Genomic DNA, 18,020 nt, shown 5'->3' with positions numbered 1-18,020 from the left:
CTCAAGACCTCGATTTCCACATACACCTCGTCTGTGATCAACGGGACTCCAAAAAGCCCCGATCTTCCCTACTTGGTGTATCAATTTTCAATCGGCAGCATGTGTCAATTTACATCCGGCAGCGACACCGGTCACCCTAATTGTCGCCGGCCACTGCGAACCATGCTGAGGTGTGGCACCATCCGCGAAGAATTCCGCTGGGGAACATAATGCAAAGGCGCGCGTTGTGCATCGGCATCAACGACTATCCCGGGGTGGGACGTGATCTTATGGGTTGCGTAAATGATGCCAAGGACTGGGCCACAATCCTGCGTGAGCAGGGGTATGAAGTGACTTGCCTCTTTGACGAACAAGCCAACCTCAGTGCTTTGCACGGCGCATTGACATCGCTGGTGGCGGGTATCGTGAAGGGCGACCGTCTGGTGGTCACATTTTCTGGATTTGGCAGTTTCACGGCGGCGCCGGCTGACATGACAATGTCAAGTCAGCCAGTGTGGTGTCCGTCGGACGTGGCTGACGGAGAAGCTTTACCGTTGTCTGATCTGGCGGCCGTGCTTGACACCCGGGCGAAGGGGGCTCGGGTGGTGGTGATCTCGGATACCTGCCACTCTGGCACGGTCACGCGGGGTGACGATCAATCCTTGGACCCCGGTACCGCTCGGATGCGCATCCTACCGCCCTACGCATGGACGAAATCGGAAAGCCGCGTGCGTGTAGGTCACTCGGTCGAGGCGGGCAATACCGCGCGGGCCGGCGATATCCACATCACTGCTTGCGGGCCCTATGAATTTGCTTGGGAAGGGCCCTTCACCTCGCGCTTCAACGGTGTTTTCACTCAGTACGCGCTGAAAGCCCTGCGCGAGTTACCGCCCGATTCGAATTACAGCATGTGGTTGAATGGTTTACGCAGGTACTTGCCCTCAACTCGCTGGCTCCAGGTACCGCATCTGTATAGCACGGCAGTTCTGACCAAGCAGGCAATCTTTGATTGACCACGAGTTCAGTCGGGATGAGGGAAGGACGCGTCAGTTAGCTCCGGGCCAATGAATAGCCGGAAGCCAACGCTAGGGTAGCGCCCGCGCGGGTGGTCACCGAGCCTTGTTGTGCAGCGAGCCAGATGCCGGCCAATACGCCACGAACCGCCACGGAGCGCGCACTGCGCTTCCTCTCCGCCGGGACGGCCTCCTTGTCTGTTGAGGTTGTGCTGATTGGCACACCATTCCAGAACCTCCCCGGCCAAGTCGACGGGACCGTTAGGCCAAGCTCCATGAGGATAGAGTCCAGTGGCAATGAGCCGCCCCAAGCCGCTATCGGCCGTGTTACCTCCGTGGTCGAGCCATACGCCGCAGGGGTATTCCCGGCTTGGATCTCCGCCGGTGGCAGCCTGCTGCCACTCCCATTCAAGCGGAAGCCGGATGGCATATCCCGACGGTAGTTCTCCAGAGAGTCGGGCGCTGAGCCAGCGGCCGAAGGCGACAGCGTCGAACCATGACACTCGGCTTACGGGATGGTTGGCGAAACTCCGGAAACGGTTTTCGGGTCGTTCGTCGGGCTTCTCTGCCGACCACCAAGCCGGATTGTCGTAGCCGTCTGCGGAGTCCAGAAAGGTCTGATATTGCGCCCAGGTGACCGGGAAGCGGGCCACTCGTAGGGACGGCACGTCGAATTCTCCCAGCGGGGTTCCGTCGTCGTTTAGAAGCGTAACGCGGCCAGCCGGCACTTCATGCCACAGGAGGTCAGGCAATCCGTTGCGCACGCCGACGCCGGGTCTCGGGTCGCCGATAGTCGCGAGGCGCTCGCCAATGGCGGCACGACGGAAGTGGTCCGTTTGGTCGATCTGCAGTTCGTCGATGAGGCGCAGGGCCTCTGGGCGCAAGAAGCTACGCAGGGGTTCGGACTCCTTTTCCCAAGAACGACCCAGCCGGGACAGCGCATTGTAGGCGAGGCTCTGAGCCTCGGCCGGCCACGGCTGATGCAACGGCGTGGACGGGTCGGCCAGCCAAGCCTCGGCTTCCGCTTGCATGTGGCGCAGCAGTTGGAGAGCCTCCCCATGGTCTTCGAGCCAGCGTGCGAGTGTAGTCCAGCGGCTAAAGAGAGCCTCGTGGGCCACTTCGACGTAGGGCGCCTTATCATTTCCTGTAACCAATAGGCGGGCATCGATGAGGCGCTGGGCGAGATCCAAAGCGTCCGGATCGAGGTTGGAAAGAGGCGCACGCTTGCGCACCACCGTGCGCTTGCCATCCACGTTCTGCACCGAGGCGACCGCCTGGAAGAGGCGAGTCAAGGCATTCATGTCGAGGTTGCCATCTCCGCCGCGTACGGCCCGATCCGCCCAGTCGTTAATGGCTCCAGTCAGACCACCGATAGCCCGGAAAGCCGCCTCAGTGAGTTCATTGTCGTCATTGCGTTGCTCGTACAGGCGGGACAGCACTGATTCCAGCAGTGGAAGCGAGCCCGGCTCGCCACCTGCTTCGCTCAAAATATCATTGACCAGGGCGTCGCCTATGCTCAAGCCAGCTGCCCGAGCCGGGCCGCGAATCATCCTTTCCAACGCGGGCTGGCCAGGCGTGCCGAGCATCCGTTGACCAGCATTGAAGAGGGCCACCGCCGCATCGTCCTGGGGCCAGTGGCCGCAGAAATCGGACCGCATCGCGATGACCACTCTGACCCGTCCCGGGACAGAGGCCGCCCGCATCAGAGCGAATACGCCCGGCCGGTCTATTTCTAGGCGCTGGGTGAGCAGACGTGCTTCATCGTCATCCGTGCCACTGACGTGGCGAGCGAAGATTTCTTCAAACTGGTCGATGAAAATCAGTAAGCAAGCGTCCGACGGGGCATCCCCAAGCCCTTCGGCAGCAATTTGCAGTATGCTTTCTGGTGCTGTCCGCAGTCGCTTGGCCAGTTCGGACGTGCGCCAGTTGCAGGACGGAAACTTGGCGGCGAGCTCATTAGCGAGTGATTCAATTGGTCCGCCCGACAATTCCCCTGGCTTGAAACTGACCACCGACCAAGCGGCACTGCCGGGAACATTGCCTTCGGCCAAAGAGGGCAGCAGTCCGGCATAGACGAGTGACGATTTGCCAGAGCCAGACCGCCCAAGCACCGCCACGAATGGTTTGTTGGCCACGTCCTGGATCAGCGCTGCCAGTTCTACCTCGCGTCCGCAAAAAACTGGGGCATAGCGTGCGGTGAACGGTTCCAATGCGCGAAACGGACTACCAAATTCAGAAGGCCAGAGTGTCTGCTTAGTTGCAGGGCCGCTCCCTGGCGCGCCAAGCCCCGCTGCCTGGAGACGCGACCAGATCAGGTCGCGCAATTGGGAGGCAAGCAGGAAATCGAACTGCTGATCTTCGTGGGCCTGGGTGACGGCATCAATAGGAACACCAGGGGGCGACGCGTGCCACCAATAGCTGCGAACCGCATTCTGGAAGAAGGCGCGTACCTTGTCCTCCTGATCCCGCTTGTCGGCAATTACGTTCTCTGGATCGTCCGGCTGAGAGGGAAGATAGCCCTTGCGGCGGCGGAACACCCACAGCCGAGGTCCCTGGCCGTTGACTGCCGCCTGGTAAGCGTCCATGAACTCCCACTCGGTGCCGGTGTAATGACGCCCACTCCCGTCCTGTTTGACGTAAGCCTGATCGTTGATTTCCGAGCCTAGTCGCGACCACAGGATTACCATTACAACGTCGCAAGCCGATGGGCGGGGCTTGCTTTTATTTATAGCACTCTGGAAAGTGAGGTGGGCATCCATGCTAGCCGGCGCATCTGGATCATCGTATGAAACTTCTTCCAGATCGATCCGACCTTCAAACTGCGGCTCGTGGGCCAATCGCCTGAGCACCGCACGGGCGATTCCCCGCTCGGCTGCAACATCTGCCGGGGACGAGATAAATATCCGCAGCCGCAGGCGATCGCGGATATCATTGCCAGTGTCGATCTTGCCCATTGTCCTGTTCAATCCCAGTGCGGATGAATAGACGAACGCAGCTTATGCCAATTGGAATTCTGGCTTGGTTGGGAGGGTCAGTCCAAAGGGCATGACTTACTAGCGAGAAGGTTGGTTGTCGAACATGCAATTTCCTGCTCTGGCCGGCGAAATAGCAGCATCGGCGCGGCGAGCTCCCGGAATTCGACGTACGGTAACCAGCGCACCCTTTAGTCTGAACACGTATGCCACGTATCGCTCCTTGACTTGGCGTCTCGGTCATCATTGCGACGAAGGGAATCCGCACAATACCTAACTGCGCGGACTCGCGCTCCGAATGAAGCCAGATATGCACTCGGAAGCTGCTGCTCTGCGCGCGTGTCCATGAACTTCTCCTTTCGAGTAGCGCAAACTGCGATAGCAGGCCCGGTGCGATCCAACGATTGGGTTTTATCCCTCGCGCCGCCGACTTCGATTATTGCGCGAGCGGTGCAGAGAAGGATAGGCCCTGTCGTACTGAACCGCCGCTCAGGCGGTCTCCCTGGTGATTCTATGCCGAGGCGATGCCGCTCGGGTAGGTTTCGTCGCGGTGGCCGGATCGCAGATCACGCGCCGCACGCCGTTTTGGGTCCAGCGAGGTGATACGACTCGACCTGGCAGCAGTGATCGATCGGATTCGTAGCCCGCGCGCCGCATGTGTAAGCACCGGCCAGAGCGCGCCGTGCCGGCGTGGGTGCTGGACTTCGGCTTCGTAGGAGTGAGCGATGCAGCGTGGTTCATGACGGTTCGTGCCGGCATCGCGGTTGCGGTGGAACGAAGTTCTCTCGACTGCGTACGGCGATCGCGACGACTGGAGCATAGCTTAGGGACCCGCGCGGCGGTCCGCCTAGCGCAAAGGATACGAACACGTCATAGCCAAACAGCGGCGATGCATATAATTGGATGTCGCTTGACAGTGGACGAGGCCTTTGTCGCGCGGGGTCCATACAGGGTCGTCGAAGTGTCAGACCTTCGAGGATTCTGGTCCGCGAGCGCCACGGTGCGCATTGCCCGCATGTACTTCAGTTTGTCCAACACCCGCCCGCGAGCACCGGTTGGCGATCACGAGCCCGCGCCGCTTGAGGCAAGCGTCGAACAAAACAGCTGCCGTTCGCCCAAGCTGAGCATCGTGCAGCTGATGTCGGCCGGATTGCCGCCACTCAATTTGAGCAAGCTGGCCGGCAGGTCAGGCCGAGGCTCTGTCCGTGAGCTATGTTCGCGGGAGGCCGCTCCCCCCATATACCTGCCACTGGAGCGGGAGAGACTCATCCGGCAGCTTGGGGTCGATAACCGCCGCTCACATTCACGGAAACGCTGCGCACGCTCAAGGCTTCGGCGACTCTCCGTCTTCCGTCACGACGGATTTACTGACACGGCGTGGCCCTGCTGGCGCCATCCGCGCCCGACCCGGCCGTCAAACGATCCCTCAGCCGGCCTACTGCGCGCCCTGCCCCGCCGACTCCACCGAGGACTCAATCGTATCCGCACCGAGCGAGGTCTTCGCGCCGCCCGCGCTGGCCTTGATCTCGCGGGCCTTGAGTGGCTGCTGCGCCACGGTTTCGTTTTCGGGCTGGGTCTTGTCGAGATGTTCCAGTTCCTTCTCGATCAGCGGGACGACCGCCCTGAAGGCATCGTCGAGTCCCTGCTTGTACTCGGCATCGGTGATGAAGCCGTTCATCCTCGCCTGACAGAGGTAATACGAGCGGTCCCTGAACAGCTGGATGCCTTGCGTACGCTTGAAGAGGAACTGCCCGAAGGTCTGCAGCGTCTTCTCGAACCCGGCGCTGACATCCGCCCCCTTGCCCGACGCTGCAACCGAGGCCGCGAAGCTGCTGGCCAGATTGTCGGTGACGTCGGCGGGCGCCTCGGCACATATCGTGACCTTCCGCTCAGCCCCGCCGCCCGCGTCATCGGACTTGACGATCATCATGCGCCGCGACGGGACCACGCCGAACGTGTTGATCCGGTTCTGGGCGTGCTGCTCGATGATCGGATGTTCGAAAGGCGGGGTCAGGTAAGTGCAGCCCGAGAGCCAGGCTCCGGCTCCGATCAACAGTACGAGCGTTTTCATTTTCCACCCCCTGCTCGCCCGCCAGCCTCCGATCGGACATCTTCCGGCCCGATCCCGAATCGTGAGCGGGCGGGCCGATTCGCACGATCGCCGATCGAGCTCCGGCATTGCCCCCTGACAGCGCATGGCCTGCAGCGATCGGGTCATTGATCCACGCGCGCGAAGCCCGTTTCGATACCGCGACCGACACCGTGCCGCAAGTCCGCAAGCCCTTCCGTGTCGCGGGAAGGTTCACGCCGGACACCCCCAACATAGACGCCGCCGGCAGGCGCCGCCATGACTTCCCGATGGTTGCAGCGATGCCACGCGAGCGCCCGCTCGAGGACCCCTTCAGGGCATCCGGAACGCCGCACCGGGGGCGGAACTTTCACCCCGGATTCGCTCGATGACGAGCGCGATGCCCTGCCCCACGCAGATGCATAAGCTCACCACCGCGTAGCGGCCGTCGCGACGTTCGAGTTCGCGCAGCGCGGTCCACACCAGCCGCGCGCCGGAAGCGCCGAGAGGATGCCCCATGGCGATCGCGCCGCCATTGGGATTGAGGCGCGGATCGTCATCGGCCAGCCCCAACATCCTGGTGCAGCCGAGCACCTGGGCCGCGAAGGCCTCGTTGACTTCAATGACGTCCATCTGCCCGAGCGTCAGACCGGCACGCGCCAGCGCCCGCGGAATCGCCAGCGCCGGACCGAGGCCCATCACGCGCGGCTCGACGCCACACACCGCTCCGGCGAGGATGCGCGCGACGGGCTGCCGGCCGGTGCGTTCGCCAAGCGCGTGGCTGCCCACCAGCACCGCCGCGGCACCGTCGTTGATACCCGATGCATTGCCCGCGGTGACCACACCGCCGTGCAGGCTCTTCAGGGCGGCAAGGGATTCGGGCGTGGTTGCGGGCCGCGGATGCTCGTCGGCGGACACTTCCGCCGGCTCGGCCTTGCGACCGGCCGTGACGCCGATCGGCAGGATCTCGCCGGCGAAGAAACCCGCCTCCTGCGCCGCGGCGGCCTTCATCTGCGAAGGCCACGCGAAGCGATCGGCCGCTTCGCGGCTGATGCCGTGCTCGGCAGCCACGTTGTCGGCGGTCTGCGGCATGGTGTCGTCGCCGTAGCGACCGACCAGCGCCGGGTTCGGAAAACGCGAGCCGATCGTCGTGTCGAACACCCGGAAATCCCGCGCCCAGGCCGCCTCGGGCTTGGCAACGACGAAGGGCGCGCGGGTCATGCTTTCCACGCCGCCGGCGACGTAGAGATCGCCCTCGCCCGCACTCACCGCGCGGGCACAGTCGAGCACCGCGGCGAGTCCGCTACCGCACAACCGATTCACCGTCTGGCCGGGTACCCACGGCGGCAGGCCGGCGAGCAGTGCCGCGTGGCGCGCCACGTTGCGGCCATCCTCGCCCGACTGGGCAGCACAGCCGAGCACCACGTCTTCGATCGCTGCGGGGTCTAAACCCGAGCGCGCCACCAACTCGCGGATCACCATGGCGGCCAGATCGTCCGGCCGCACCGTCGCGAGGGCGCCGCCGTGGCGGCCAAAAGGCGAGCGCAGGCCGCCGTAGAGATAGGCATCGAGCATCCGGAACTCCGTGGAAAGATCAGGCTTCGGGTGTGGTGAGCGAGACGCCCAGGCGTGCCCTGCGCACCAGCCAGGGGCTCGGACGGTAACGCGGGTCGCGGCTCTGCGCCGCCATTCGTTCGAGGATCTCGAGCACCCGCGCCGCGCCGAGGCGATCGCCCCATTCGAGCGGGCCAAAGGGATAGCCCAAGCCGAGGCGCACCGCGGTGTCGATGTCCTCCGGGCTGGCGATGCGCTGTTGGGCCATGTCGCAGCCGAGGTTCACTACCATCGCAAGCACCCGCTGCACCACGAAGCCGGCGCTGTCACGAATCACCGAGACGGGCATGCCGTCGGCCGCAAACAGCCCATGGGCGGCGTCGCGCATCGCCGCTGCGGTGAGCGGCGTGGTCATCAGGGTGCGGCGGCGCGCGCTGTCGACGAACGGTTCGATCGCCACCGTGCGGCGCGGATCGAGCCCATGGGCGAGGCAGGCGGCGGTAGCATCCTCGCCCCAGGCGGGCGCCACCACGCACAGCACGTCGGCGGAAGGCGTTTCGCCTGCATCGAGCACACCGCCCAGGCGCTGCACGAGGGACGCAAGCTGCTCACGGCAGGCCGCGTCGGCTGCGGCCACGAAAACCCGCGGCGGACGCGCGGCGGGCGCGGGTGCTTCTTCCGCCACCTGGGCAGCGCCATCCCGATACACGTAGAAGCCTTGCCCGCTCTTTCTGCCGAGCAGGGCGGCGGCGAGGCGCTGGCGGGTGATCGGCGAGGGTCGGTAGCGCGGCTCCTGGTAGTACTGGCTATAGATCGACTCCATCACCGGGTGGGAGACGTCGAGCCCGGTGAGGTCGAGCAACTCGCAAGGCCCCATGCGGAAACCGGCCGCCTCGCGCAGGATGCGGTCGAGGGTGGGCACGTCGGTAACGCCTTCGCCGAGGATGCGCAGGCCCTCGGTGAGGTAGGCGCGGCCCGCATGGTTGACGATGAAACCCGGGGTGTCCTGGGCACGCACCGGGGCGTGCCCCATGGCGCGTGCCAGCGCGACGAGGCGGTCGCACACCGCGGCCTCGGTACGCGCGCCGGCGATCACCTCCACCACCTTCATGAGTGGTACCGGGCTGAAGAAGTGGAAGCCCGCCACCCGCTCGGGCCATTCGCAGGCGGCGGCGATGGCGGTCACCGACAGGGACGAGGTGTTGGTGGCGAGGATGCAATCGGACGACACCACCGCCTCGAGCGATTGCATGAGGCTCCGCTTGGCGTCGATGTTCTCGACGATGGCCTCGACCACCGCGTCGCAGCCGGCCAGTTCGGCGAGGCTTGCCGCGGGGCGCAGGCGATCCAGCGCGGCGGCGGCCTCGGCCTCCGTCAGCCGCCCCTTGCGGACCAGCTTGTCGAGCATCGGCGCTATTGCCGCAATCGCCTCAGCGGCGGCGGACGCGCGTGCGTCGTGGAGGCGCACCGTGACGCCCCCGACCGCGGCGACCTGTGCAATGCCCCGGCCCATGAGACCGGCACCGACGATGCCGAGGGTACGAACGGGTGATTCGGGATTCAATTCGCGGCTCCGGACGGTGCGACGGGCGGCTCAGCGCCCCTTCCACACCGGTTTGCGTTTCTCGAGGAAGGCGCGCACGCCTTCGTTGCGATCCTCGGTGCCGGCCAGCACCACGAAATTGCGTCGTTCGATGGCAAGCCCCGCCGACAGTGGTGTCTCGAAGGACTGCAGCACCGACTCCTTGGCAAGACGCACCGCCAGCGGCGCCCGGCTCGCGATCTTGCCGGCCAGCTCGTGGGCACGTGCGATACAGGCCTCGTCGGCCACCACTTCCGCCACAAGGCCGGCGGCCCTGGCCTCGGCCGCGTCGATGAACTCTCCGCTGAGCACCAGCTTCATTGCCAGCGACTTGCCGACCGCGCGGGTCAGGCGCTGGGTACCACCGGCGCCGGGGATGATGCCGAGATTGATCTCGGGCTGGCCGAACTGTGCCGATTCGCCGGCAACGATGATGTCGGCGTGCATCACCAGTTCGCAGCCACCGCCCAGCGCATAGCCGCACACCGCGCCGACGATCGACTTGGGGAAGCGCGCGATGGCGGCAAACAGATGCGGCCGCTCCTCGACCAGCACCGCCTGCATGTCCTTGGCGGCCATTTCGGCGAGGTCGGCGCCCGCGGCGAAGACCTTGTCGCCGCCGGTGAGCACCACGCAGCGCACCGCATCGTCGGCCTCGGCCACGTCCAGCAGGCCCACGATGCCACGCAGCAGCGGGGTGGACAGCGCGTTGCGCGCAGCCGGGCGATCGAGCCGGATCTCGAGCACGCCGTCCTGCGGGCCGCTGACCAGCAGGCCCTCGCAGGCCGCGTAACGAAGGTCTTCCATGGCCGGCCTCAGTCGGGGATCACCGCGGTGACTTCGATTTCGACCTTGGCCTCGTTCTCCACCAGGTCGGCCACCTGGATCGCGGTCATGGCCGGGAAGTTGCGGCCCATCACCTCGCGGTAAACCTGGCCGATCTCCTTGAGGCGCGCGACATACTCCTTCTTGTCGACCAGGTACCAGGTCATGCGCACCACGTGCTCCGGCCCGCCGCCGGCAACGCGCACCACATCCACGGCGTTCTTCAGGGCCTGGTAGATCTGCTGCACCAGATCGTCGCTTTCGAACTTGCACTGGGCGTTCCAGCCGATCTGGCCGCCAACGTAGATCTGCCGGCCACGGGCCTCGATGCCGTTTGCGTAGCCGCGCGGCGGGGCCCAGCCCTCGGGTTGCAGGGTCTTGTTCATCATCGTCTCTCCATGAAACGGGTAATGGCCTCGCGCACATCCTCGGGCCAGGGGATTGATCTGTGAGTGTCGAGCGAGGTCGCCACCATCACCTGGCGCACCCGCATGCGGGCGCTGTCCCCGCCGATGGCGACGTGCTCCAGGGTCAAGGACGAGCCGCCCAGCGACACCACCGAAAGATGGAAGCGCAGCGTCTCGCCGAAATACGATGGCTGGACAAACTCGGAATCGAGCCTCACCGTCGGTGTGCCGATGCGACGCACGCTCACCAGACTGGTCCAGGGTGTGCCGAGGGCGGCCCACCAGTCTTCGACCACGCTGTTGAGCATGCGGAAGTAGTTGGGGAAGAACACGATGCCGGCCGGGTCGCAGTCGCCGAAGCGCACCTCGCGCTCGACGACGAACTCGACCGGATCCGCCGCCACCTGTTCCGGAAGCATTGCGGTGGCCTCCATGATCAGTTGGCGAATGCGGCGATGTCGGTGATCGCACGGCCGAGGATCAGCGCATGCACGTCGTGGGTGCCCTCGTAGGTGTTCACCACCTCCAGGTTCACCAGGTGACGCGCCACACAGAACTCGTCCGAGATGCCGTTGCCGCCGAGCATGTCGCGCGCCATGCGGGCAATGTCCAGCGCCTTGCCGCAGGAGTTGCGCTTGATGATCGAGGTGATTTCCACCGGCGCCGTGCCCTCTTCCTTCATCCGACCCACCCGCAGGCAGCTCTGCAGGCCCAGGGTGATCTCGGTGATCATGTCGGCGAGCTTCTTCTGGATGAGCTGGTTGGCGGCCAGCGGGCGGCCGAACTGCTTGCGGTCCAGGGTGTATTGACGCGCCGTCTCGTAGCAGGCCTCGGCCGCGCCGAGCGCGCCCCAGGCGATGCCGAAGCGGGCGGAGTTGAGGCAGGTGAACGGGCCCTTGAGGCCGCGCACCGTCGGGAAGGCGTTCTCTTCCGGGCAGAACACTTCGTCCATCACGATCTCGCCGGTGATCGAGGCACGCAGGCCCACCTTGCCGTGGATCGCCGGGGCGGACAGCCCCTTCCAGCCCTTCTCGAGCACGAAGCCGCGGATCTGCCCTTCGTCGTCCTTGGCCCACACCACGAAAACGTCGGCGATCGGGCTGTTGGTGATCCACATCTTGCTGCCGGACAGGCTGTAGCCGCCTTCGACCTTGCGGGCGCGGGTCACCATGCTGCCGGGGTCGGAGCCGTGGTTCGGTTCGGTGAGGCCGAAGCAGCCGACCCATTCGCCGGTGGCGAGCTTGGGCAGGTACTTGCGTTTGGTCGCTTCGTTGCCGAACTCGTTGATCGGCACCATCACCAGCGAAGACTGCACGCTCATCATCGAGCGGTAGCCCGAATCGACCCGCTCGACCTCGCGGGCGATCAGGCCGTAGGCCACGTAGCCCAGGCCGGCGCCGCCGTACTCTTCGGGAATGGTCGGGCCGAGCAGGCCAAGCTCGCCCATCTCGTTGAAGATCTCGCGGTCGGTCTTCTCGTGACGGAAGGCTTCCTGCACCCGCGGCAGCAGCCGCTCCTGGCAGTAGGCCCGCGCGGTGTCGCGGCTCATCCGCTCTTCTTCGGTGAGCTGCTGGTCCAGCAGCAGCGGGTCTGCCCAGTTGAAGGTGTTCTTGCTCATCGAATCGATTCTCCGTTGGGGTTGGGGGCGCTCGCGGCCCTCTTTCAGTTCTTCAGCAATTCGCGGGCGACGATCAGCTTCTGCACTTCGGTCGCCCCTTCGTAGATGCGCAGCGCGCGGATTTCGCGGTACAGGGATTCGACCTTCACGCCGGTTCGCACGCCCTGCCCGCCATGCATCTGCACCGCTGCGTCGATGACGCGCTGTGCGTTTTCGGTGGCGGTCATCTTGGCCATCGCCGCCTCGCGGGTGGTCGGCAGCTTCTGCACGTCGCGCCGCCACGCCGCCCGGGCGGTGAGCAGCGCGGCCGCGTCGATGTCGGTGGCCATCTCGCCGAGCTTCGCCTGGGTGAGCTGGAAGTCCGCCAGGGTATGGCCGAACATCGGCCGCAGGCGGGCATGGGCCAGCGCCTCGTCGAGCGCACGGCGGGCGAAGCCCAGCGCTGCGGCAGCCACCGAGCTGCGGAAGATGTCGAGGGTACGCATCGCCACCTTGAAGCCCTCGCCGGGCGCGCCGAGACGGTTGCCCACCGGCACCTTCATGTCGGTAAAGCGCAGGCGCGCCAGCGGGTGCGGCGCGATCACCTCGAGGCGCTCGGCGACCTCGAAGCCCGGCATCCCGGGATACACCACGAAGGCCGAGATGCCGCGCGTGCCCGGCGCCTCGCCGGTGCGCGCAAAGACGCAATACACGTCGGCAATGCCGCCGTTGGAGATCCACGTCTTCTCGCCGTTCAGCACATAGTGGTCACCCTCGAGGCGCGCCTCGGAGGTCATTGCGCCGACGTCGGAGCCGGCCAGCGGCTCGGTCAGCGCAAAGGCCGCGATCCACTCGCCGGTAGCCACCCGCGGCAGAACCTCGCGCTTGAGCTCCTCGCTGCCCGAGAGCGTGATCGCACCCGTGCCGAGGCCCTGCATGGCGAAGGCGAAATCGGCCAGGCCGTCGTGGTAGGCCAGTGTCTCGCGGGCGATGCACAGCGAGCGCGAGTCCAGCTCGTCGCGTGCGCCGCCGTAGGCCGCCGGCACCGCGTAGCGCAGGAAGCCCGCCTTGCCGAGCGCCGTCACGAGGGTGCGGCAGGCCTTGTCGGTGTCGTGGTGATCCACCTGCGGCATCTCGCCGGCAGCCCACGCGAAGATCGCATCGGAGAGCTGGCGGTGTTCGGCGCCGTAGAACGGCAAATCGAGAATCGAACGGTCCATGGCGGCGCGCTCAGTTGCCTTCGAAGCGCGGCTTCTGCTTCGCCGCGAAGGCCTCGAATGCACGGCGGAAGTCGCCGGTCATCATGCAGATGGCCTGGGCCTGGGCTTCGGATTCGATCATTTCCTCGATACCCATCGCCCACTCCTGGTTGAGCATGGTCTTGGTCACGGTATGCGCGAACCACGGGCCGTCGGCCAGGTTGCGAGCGAGTTTCTGCGCTTCGGCGAGCACCTCGGCGGCCGGGTGCAGCGCATTGAAGAAGCCCCACGCAAAGCCTTCGTCGGCACTCATCACGCGCCCGCTCATGAGCAGTTCGGTGGCGCGCCCCTGACCGATCACGCGCGGTAGCAGCCCGCAGGCGCCCATGTCGGCGCCAGCCAGGCCGACGCGGGTGAACAGGTAGGCGGTCTTGGTCTCGGGTGTGCCGAGACGGAAGTCCGAGGCCAACGCCACCATCGCGCCGGCACCGGCGCAGAATCCGTCGATGGCCGAGACCACCGGCTGCGGCGCGCGGCGCATGGCCTTCACCAGGTCGCCGGTCATGCGGGTGAATTCGAGCAGTTCCGGCATGCTCATGTTGGTGAGCGGCTCGATGATCTCGAACACATCGCCACCGGAGCAGAAATTTCCGCCCTCGCCGGCCATCACCACGGTGCGCACGTCGCTGGCGTACTTGAGGTTGTGGAAGAGATCGCGCAGCTCGGCGTAGGAATCGAAGGTGAGCGGGTTCTTCTTCTCGGGCCGGTTGAGGGTGATCGTCGCGACGCGACCGTCCTCGCTACACGACCACTTGAAGTGCCGCGCCACGTAGTCCTTGAACGGACGCTTGTGGTCCTTCATCGAAAGTTCTGCCATTGCTTTGTCTCCCTGCTTGCCCGGCGCCCTGCCGGTGCCTTCCTGATTGAATTTCAGCCCGCCATCACTTCGCCGCCGGCCACCGGGATCGCCTGGCCATGAATGGCCTCGGAACCCGGCAGGCACAGCCAGCCCACTGCGCGAGCGACATCCGCGGGCTGCACCAGGCGGCCCTGCGGGTTGCTCGCGGCCAGCGTCTGCTTGGCCTCCTCGTCGCTGCGCCCGGTCTTGGCGACGATGTTGTCCACCGCGCCGCCGAGCAGCGGCGTGTCGGTGTAGCCGGGGCACACCGCGTTGACCGTGATGCCCTGCTTCGCCACTTCGAGTGCCAGCGCGCGGGTGTAACCGATCACGCCATGCTTGGCGGCGCAGTACGCCGAGACGTAGGCATAGCCGCTCAGGCCGGCGGTGCTGGCGATATTGACGATGCGCCCCCAGCGCGCGCCCTGCATGCCGGCGAGCACCGCGTGGGTGCAGTTGAAGGTGCCGGTGAGATTCACCGCGAGCATCTCGTTCCACAGCGCCGGGGTGGTCTTGCCGGCCGGCGCGCTCTTTGCCGCACCGGCGTTGTTCACCAGGATCGCGATCGGACCGCGGGCCGCCGCCGCGTCCGCAAATGCGGCAGCAACCGCAGCGTGGTCGGTGATGTCGGCCACGGCAATGCCGTGCCCCTGCCCGGCGAGCCGCTCGCAGGTGGCGCTCAGCGGCTCGGCGCGGCGGCCGACCAGGGTCAGCGTCGCACCGAGCGCCGCCAGCTCGAGCGCGATCGCCTCGCCGATGCCGCTGCCGGCACCGGTGACCACCGCGTGCCGGCCGGCGAGCGGCGTTTCTCTGTTGGTCTCGGGGGTGGAGTTCATGCCTGTCCCGTCTCGTTCACTTGCCCGGCGCGGCGTAGCTGCGCTTGAGGTTGGTCTCGTACTGGCTGCGGCCGGAAAGGTACTGCTTCGGCCAGCTCACCCCCGGATAGTCGATCTTCGCCGCCTCGTGCAGGGTCCAGGCCGGGTCGGCAAGGTGCGGGCGGGCGACTGCGCAGAGATCGGCGCGACCGGCGCCGATGATGCTGTTCACATGGTCGGCCTCGAAGATGGCGCCCACCGCGATGGTCGGGATGCCCACCTCATTGCGGATGCGGTCGGAGAACGGCGTCTGGAACATGCGGCCGAACACCGGTTTTTCGCCCTTCCACACCTGGCCCGAGGAGCAGTCGATGATGTCCGCACCAGCATCCTTGAAGCGCCGCGCGATCTCGACCGCGTCGTCGGCGGTGTTGCCGCCCGGGAACCAGTCGTGGCAGGACAGGCGCACCGACATCGGCTTGTCGGCCGGCCACACCGCACGCATCGCCTCGAACACTTCCAGCGGATAGCGGGCGCGATTGTCGATGCTGCCGCCGTACTCGTCCTTGCGCTGGTTGGTGAGCGGCGAGAGGAAGCTCGACATCAGGTAGCCGTGGGCGCAGTGGAACTCGAGGATGTCGAAGCCCGCCTCGGCGGCCATGCGGGTGGCGCGCACGAAGTCAGCCTTGACGCGATCCATGTCGTCACGGTTCATCTCGCGCGGCACCTGCGAATGCGGCAGGTAGGGCAGCGGCGAAGCGGAGATCAGCTCCCAGCCGCCCGACTCGAGCGGTTGGTCGATGCCTTCCCAGGCCACCCTGGTGGCGCCCTTGCGCCCCGCGTGGCCAAGCTGGATGCCCATCTTCGCCGCCGAGTTCGCATGCACGAAATCGACGATGCGCTTCCACGCGTCGACATGCTCCGGTTTGTACATGCCGGCGCAGCCCGGGGTGATGCGGGCGTCGGGCGAGACGCAGCTCATCTCGGTGTAGAGCAGGCCGGCACCGCCCAGCGCGCGCGAACCGAAGTGCACCAGATGGAAATCGTTGGCGAGGCCGTCCTCGGCGGAATACATCGCCATCGGCGACATGATCACGCGGTTCTGCAGGCTCAGGTTACGCAGCTTGAAGGGGGTGAACATCGGCGGCGGCGGGCTCTGCTCCGGGGCGACCGGTACGCCGGCGCTGGCGGCCACCCAGCGCTCGTAGCCCTCGAGCCACTTGGCGTCGCGCAGGCGCAGGTTCTCGTGGGAGATGCGCTGGGAGCGCGTGAGCATCGAGTACATGAACTGCTCGGGCTCCATGGTGTTGCAGTAGCGCGCGTCGCAGACCTCGAACCACTCCATGGCGTTCCAGGCCGCGTTCTGCAGGCGCAGCACGTCGATGTTGCGCACTTCCTGGTAGCGCGCCAGCACTGCCGGGATGCGCTCGGGCGTGTCGCCCTCTTCCTTGAACAGGCGGGTGAGCTCGATCGCATCCTCGAGCGCAAGCTTGGTGCCCGAGCCGATCGCGAAGTGCGCGGTGTGCACCGCGTCGCCCATCAGCACCACCTGGCTGTTGCCGTTGAAGTGATGCCACTGCTCGCACTTGACGCGCTGGAAGTTGAGCCAGGCAGAGCCGCGCAGGTGACGCGCATTGGTCATCAGAGGATGACCGTCGAGGTACTTGCCGAAGAGCTTCTCGCAGAAGGCAATCGACTCGTCCTGGCTGGCCTGGTCGAGCCCGTGGGCCAGCCACACGTGCTCCGGACACTCGACGATGAAGGTGGTGGTGGTGTCGTCGAACTTGTAGATGTGGGCCTGGAACCAGCCGTGCTCGGTCTTCTCGAAGATGAAGGTGAAGGCGTCGAACAGCTTGTTGGTGCCGAGCCAGATGTAGCGGTTGGGGCGCGTCACGATGTCCGGCTTGAAGACCTCGACATAGCGATTGCGGATCTTCGAGTTGATACCGTCAGAGGCGATGATCAGGTCGGCGTCCGGGTATTCCAGGTCGGAATCCACATCCTTCTCGAACACCAGTTCGACACCGAGTTCCTCACAGCGCGCCTGCAGGATGTTGAGCATGTTCTTGCGGCCGATGCCGACGAAACCGTGACCGCCGGAGCGGATGGTCGCGCCCTTGAAATGGAGCTCGATGTCATCCCAGTGATTGAAGGCGACCTGAATCGCGTTGGCGGTCTCGATATCCCATTCGCGCATGTTGTCCATGGTCTGGTCGGAGAACACCACGCCCCAGCCAAAGGTGTCATAGGGGCGGTTGCGCTCGACCACGGTGATCGAATGCGCCGGATCGAGCTTCTTCATCAGGATCGCGAAATACAGCCCGGCCGGGCCTCCTCCGATACAGACGATACGCATGCTGTTGCTCCTCTCAATATGGGCCGGCCCGGCAGTCATGAAGGGATGACACCGCAGCGACCGGCAGGGTCAGGCGCTGATTTAGTATCAAATATTTCATAACTAAACTATCTAGTCAACAGGATATTGGCTTCCGCTGCACATTGGCGCTTCAGCCGACGGTTTCTTCAGGGTCCGGCAGATCGCCCGGCGGATGCAACGAGAGCAGCGTGCGCAACATCGAAATCAGCATCCTGGCGTTGGCCTCGCCAAAGGGTTCGAGGATCGCCTCCTGATGGCGGATGGCCCTCACCCTGAGCTGCTCGGTAAGGTCGTGCCCCTGGGCGGTGATGCGCACCACCGTCTGGCGGCGATCGCTGCGCACCCGCGAGCGCGAGACCAGGCCTCCCGCCTCCATGCGCTGTACCACCCGCGACAGCGTGGGCTGCTTGGTGAGCGTCAGCTGGCTCAGCACGCCGATGCTCTCACCGTCGCTGCCCTCCAGACTCGCCAATACCCGCCACTCGGTCACCGACAGCCCGGCCGCCTCGACTTCGCGGTGGAATTCATGAGAGATCCGGCTGCTGGCCTGCGCGAGCAGGTAGGCGAGGTAGCCGTCGACGAACCGTGCCGACGCCGGGAGACCCGCTTGCGCCCCGGGCACCGCGTTCGCGTCACCCGCTCCGTCTTCGTTCATTCGCTGCCTCTCCCGGTTGAATTCACGCCCGCCGATCGATCAGGACTTGCCGCAAGACCAACTTTGATCATAAATTGTT

Annotated in this window: 14 protein-coding genes; 1 reads left to right on the top strand and 13 read right to left on the bottom strand. The window is 65.4% G+C overall.

Annotated features, from left to right (window positions below):
- Positions 1-209: 209 nt before the first annotated feature.
- Positions 210-992 (top strand): caspase family protein, encoded by a 783-nt coding sequence (locus GQB03_RS21580; protein ID WP_159693693.1) that lies wholly within the window; start codon positions 210-212, stop codon positions 990-992.
- 8 nt (positions 993-1,000) lie between these two features.
- Here the strand turns inward: GQB03_RS21580 and GQB03_RS21575 are convergent, their stop codons facing one another.
- The 13 genes from GQB03_RS21575 to GQB03_RS21515 all read right to left on the bottom strand — a co-directional run bounded on the left by GQB03_RS21575 (position 1,001) and on the right by GQB03_RS21515 (position 17,941).
- Complete coding sequence (locus GQB03_RS21575) at positions 1,001-3,946, bottom strand: nSTAND1 domain-containing NTPase (RefSeq protein ID WP_159693692.1); 2,946 nt, start codon at positions 3,944-3,946, stop codon at positions 1,001-1,003.
- Between the two features lie 1,453 nt (positions 3,947-5,399).
- A complete protein-coding gene (locus GQB03_RS21570) occupies positions 5,400-6,035 on the bottom strand; it encodes a hypothetical protein (RefSeq protein ID WP_159693691.1) in 636 nt (211 codons plus the stop codon).
- A gap of 330 nt (positions 6,036-6,365) precedes the next feature.
- On the bottom strand, positions 6,366-7,607 hold the full coding sequence (locus tag GQB03_RS21565) for a 3-oxoadipyl-CoA thiolase (protein WP_159693689.1): 1,242 nt from the start codon (positions 7,605-7,607) through the stop codon (positions 6,366-6,368).
- A gap of 19 nt (positions 7,608-7,626) precedes the next feature.
- Positions 7,627-9,150 carry a 3-hydroxyacyl-CoA dehydrogenase gene (locus GQB03_RS21560; RefSeq protein WP_235027173.1) on the bottom strand — a complete coding sequence of 508 codons (1,524 nt, stop codon included), beginning with the start codon at positions 9,148-9,150 and terminating at the stop codon, positions 7,627-7,629.
- Between the two features lie 30 nt (positions 9,151-9,180).
- Positions 9,181-9,975 carry an enoyl-CoA hydratase-related protein gene (locus tag GQB03_RS21555; protein ID WP_159693687.1) on the bottom strand — a complete coding sequence of 265 codons (795 nt, stop codon included), beginning with the start codon at positions 9,973-9,975 and terminating at the stop codon, positions 9,181-9,183.
- Between the two features lie 8 nt (positions 9,976-9,983).
- Complete coding sequence (locus GQB03_RS21550; RefSeq protein WP_407644556.1) at positions 9,984-10,379, bottom strand: RidA family protein; 396 nt, start codon at positions 10,377-10,379, stop codon at positions 9,984-9,986.
- Positions 10,379-10,819 (bottom strand): acyl-CoA thioesterase, encoded by a 441-nt coding sequence (locus GQB03_RS21545; RefSeq protein ID WP_159693683.1) that lies wholly within the window; start codon positions 10,817-10,819, stop codon positions 10,379-10,381. Before GQB03_RS21545 ends, GQB03_RS21550 begins: the two co-directional genes overlap by 1 nt.
- A 17-nt stretch (positions 10,820-10,836) precedes the next feature.
- Positions 10,837-12,018, bottom strand: a complete 1,182-nt coding sequence (locus GQB03_RS21540; RefSeq protein ID WP_159693681.1) for an acyl-CoA dehydrogenase — start codon at positions 12,016-12,018, stop codon at positions 10,837-10,839.
- A gap of 44 nt (positions 12,019-12,062) precedes the next feature.
- Positions 12,063-13,217 carry an acyl-CoA dehydrogenase family protein gene (locus GQB03_RS21535; RefSeq protein WP_159693679.1) on the bottom strand — a complete coding sequence of 385 codons (1,155 nt, stop codon included), beginning with the start codon at positions 13,215-13,217 and terminating at the stop codon, positions 12,063-12,065.
- 10 nt (positions 13,218-13,227) lie between these two features.
- A complete protein-coding gene (locus GQB03_RS21530; RefSeq protein ID WP_159693677.1) occupies positions 13,228-14,073 on the bottom strand; it encodes an enoyl-CoA hydratase family protein in 846 nt (281 codons plus the stop codon).
- 53 nt (positions 14,074-14,126) lie between these two features.
- Positions 14,127-14,930 carry an SDR family NAD(P)-dependent oxidoreductase gene (locus tag GQB03_RS21525; protein WP_159693675.1) on the bottom strand — a complete coding sequence of 268 codons (804 nt, stop codon included), beginning with the start codon at positions 14,928-14,930 and terminating at the stop codon, positions 14,127-14,129.
- A 16-nt stretch (positions 14,931-14,946) separates the two neighbouring features.
- Positions 14,947-17,265, bottom strand: a complete 2,319-nt coding sequence (locus GQB03_RS21520) for a bifunctional salicylyl-CoA 5-hydroxylase/oxidoreductase (protein WP_159693673.1) — start codon at positions 17,263-17,265, stop codon at positions 14,947-14,949.
- Positions 17,266-17,416: 151 nt separating this feature from the next.
- Positions 17,417-17,941, bottom strand: a complete 525-nt coding sequence (locus GQB03_RS21515; RefSeq protein WP_159693671.1) for a MarR family winged helix-turn-helix transcriptional regulator — start codon at positions 17,939-17,941, stop codon at positions 17,417-17,419.
- Between the last annotated feature and the right edge of the window lie 79 nt (positions 17,942-18,020).

It is taken from the genome of Cognatazoarcus halotolerans (assembly GCF_009800965.1).
In the GTDB taxonomy this organism is placed as follows: Bacteria; Pseudomonadota; Gammaproteobacteria; order Burkholderiales; family Rhodocyclaceae; genus Cognatazoarcus; species Cognatazoarcus halotolerans.
The sequence above is the reverse complement of the archived record's forward strand: the minus strand, read 5'-3'. Positions and strand labels throughout refer to the sequence as shown.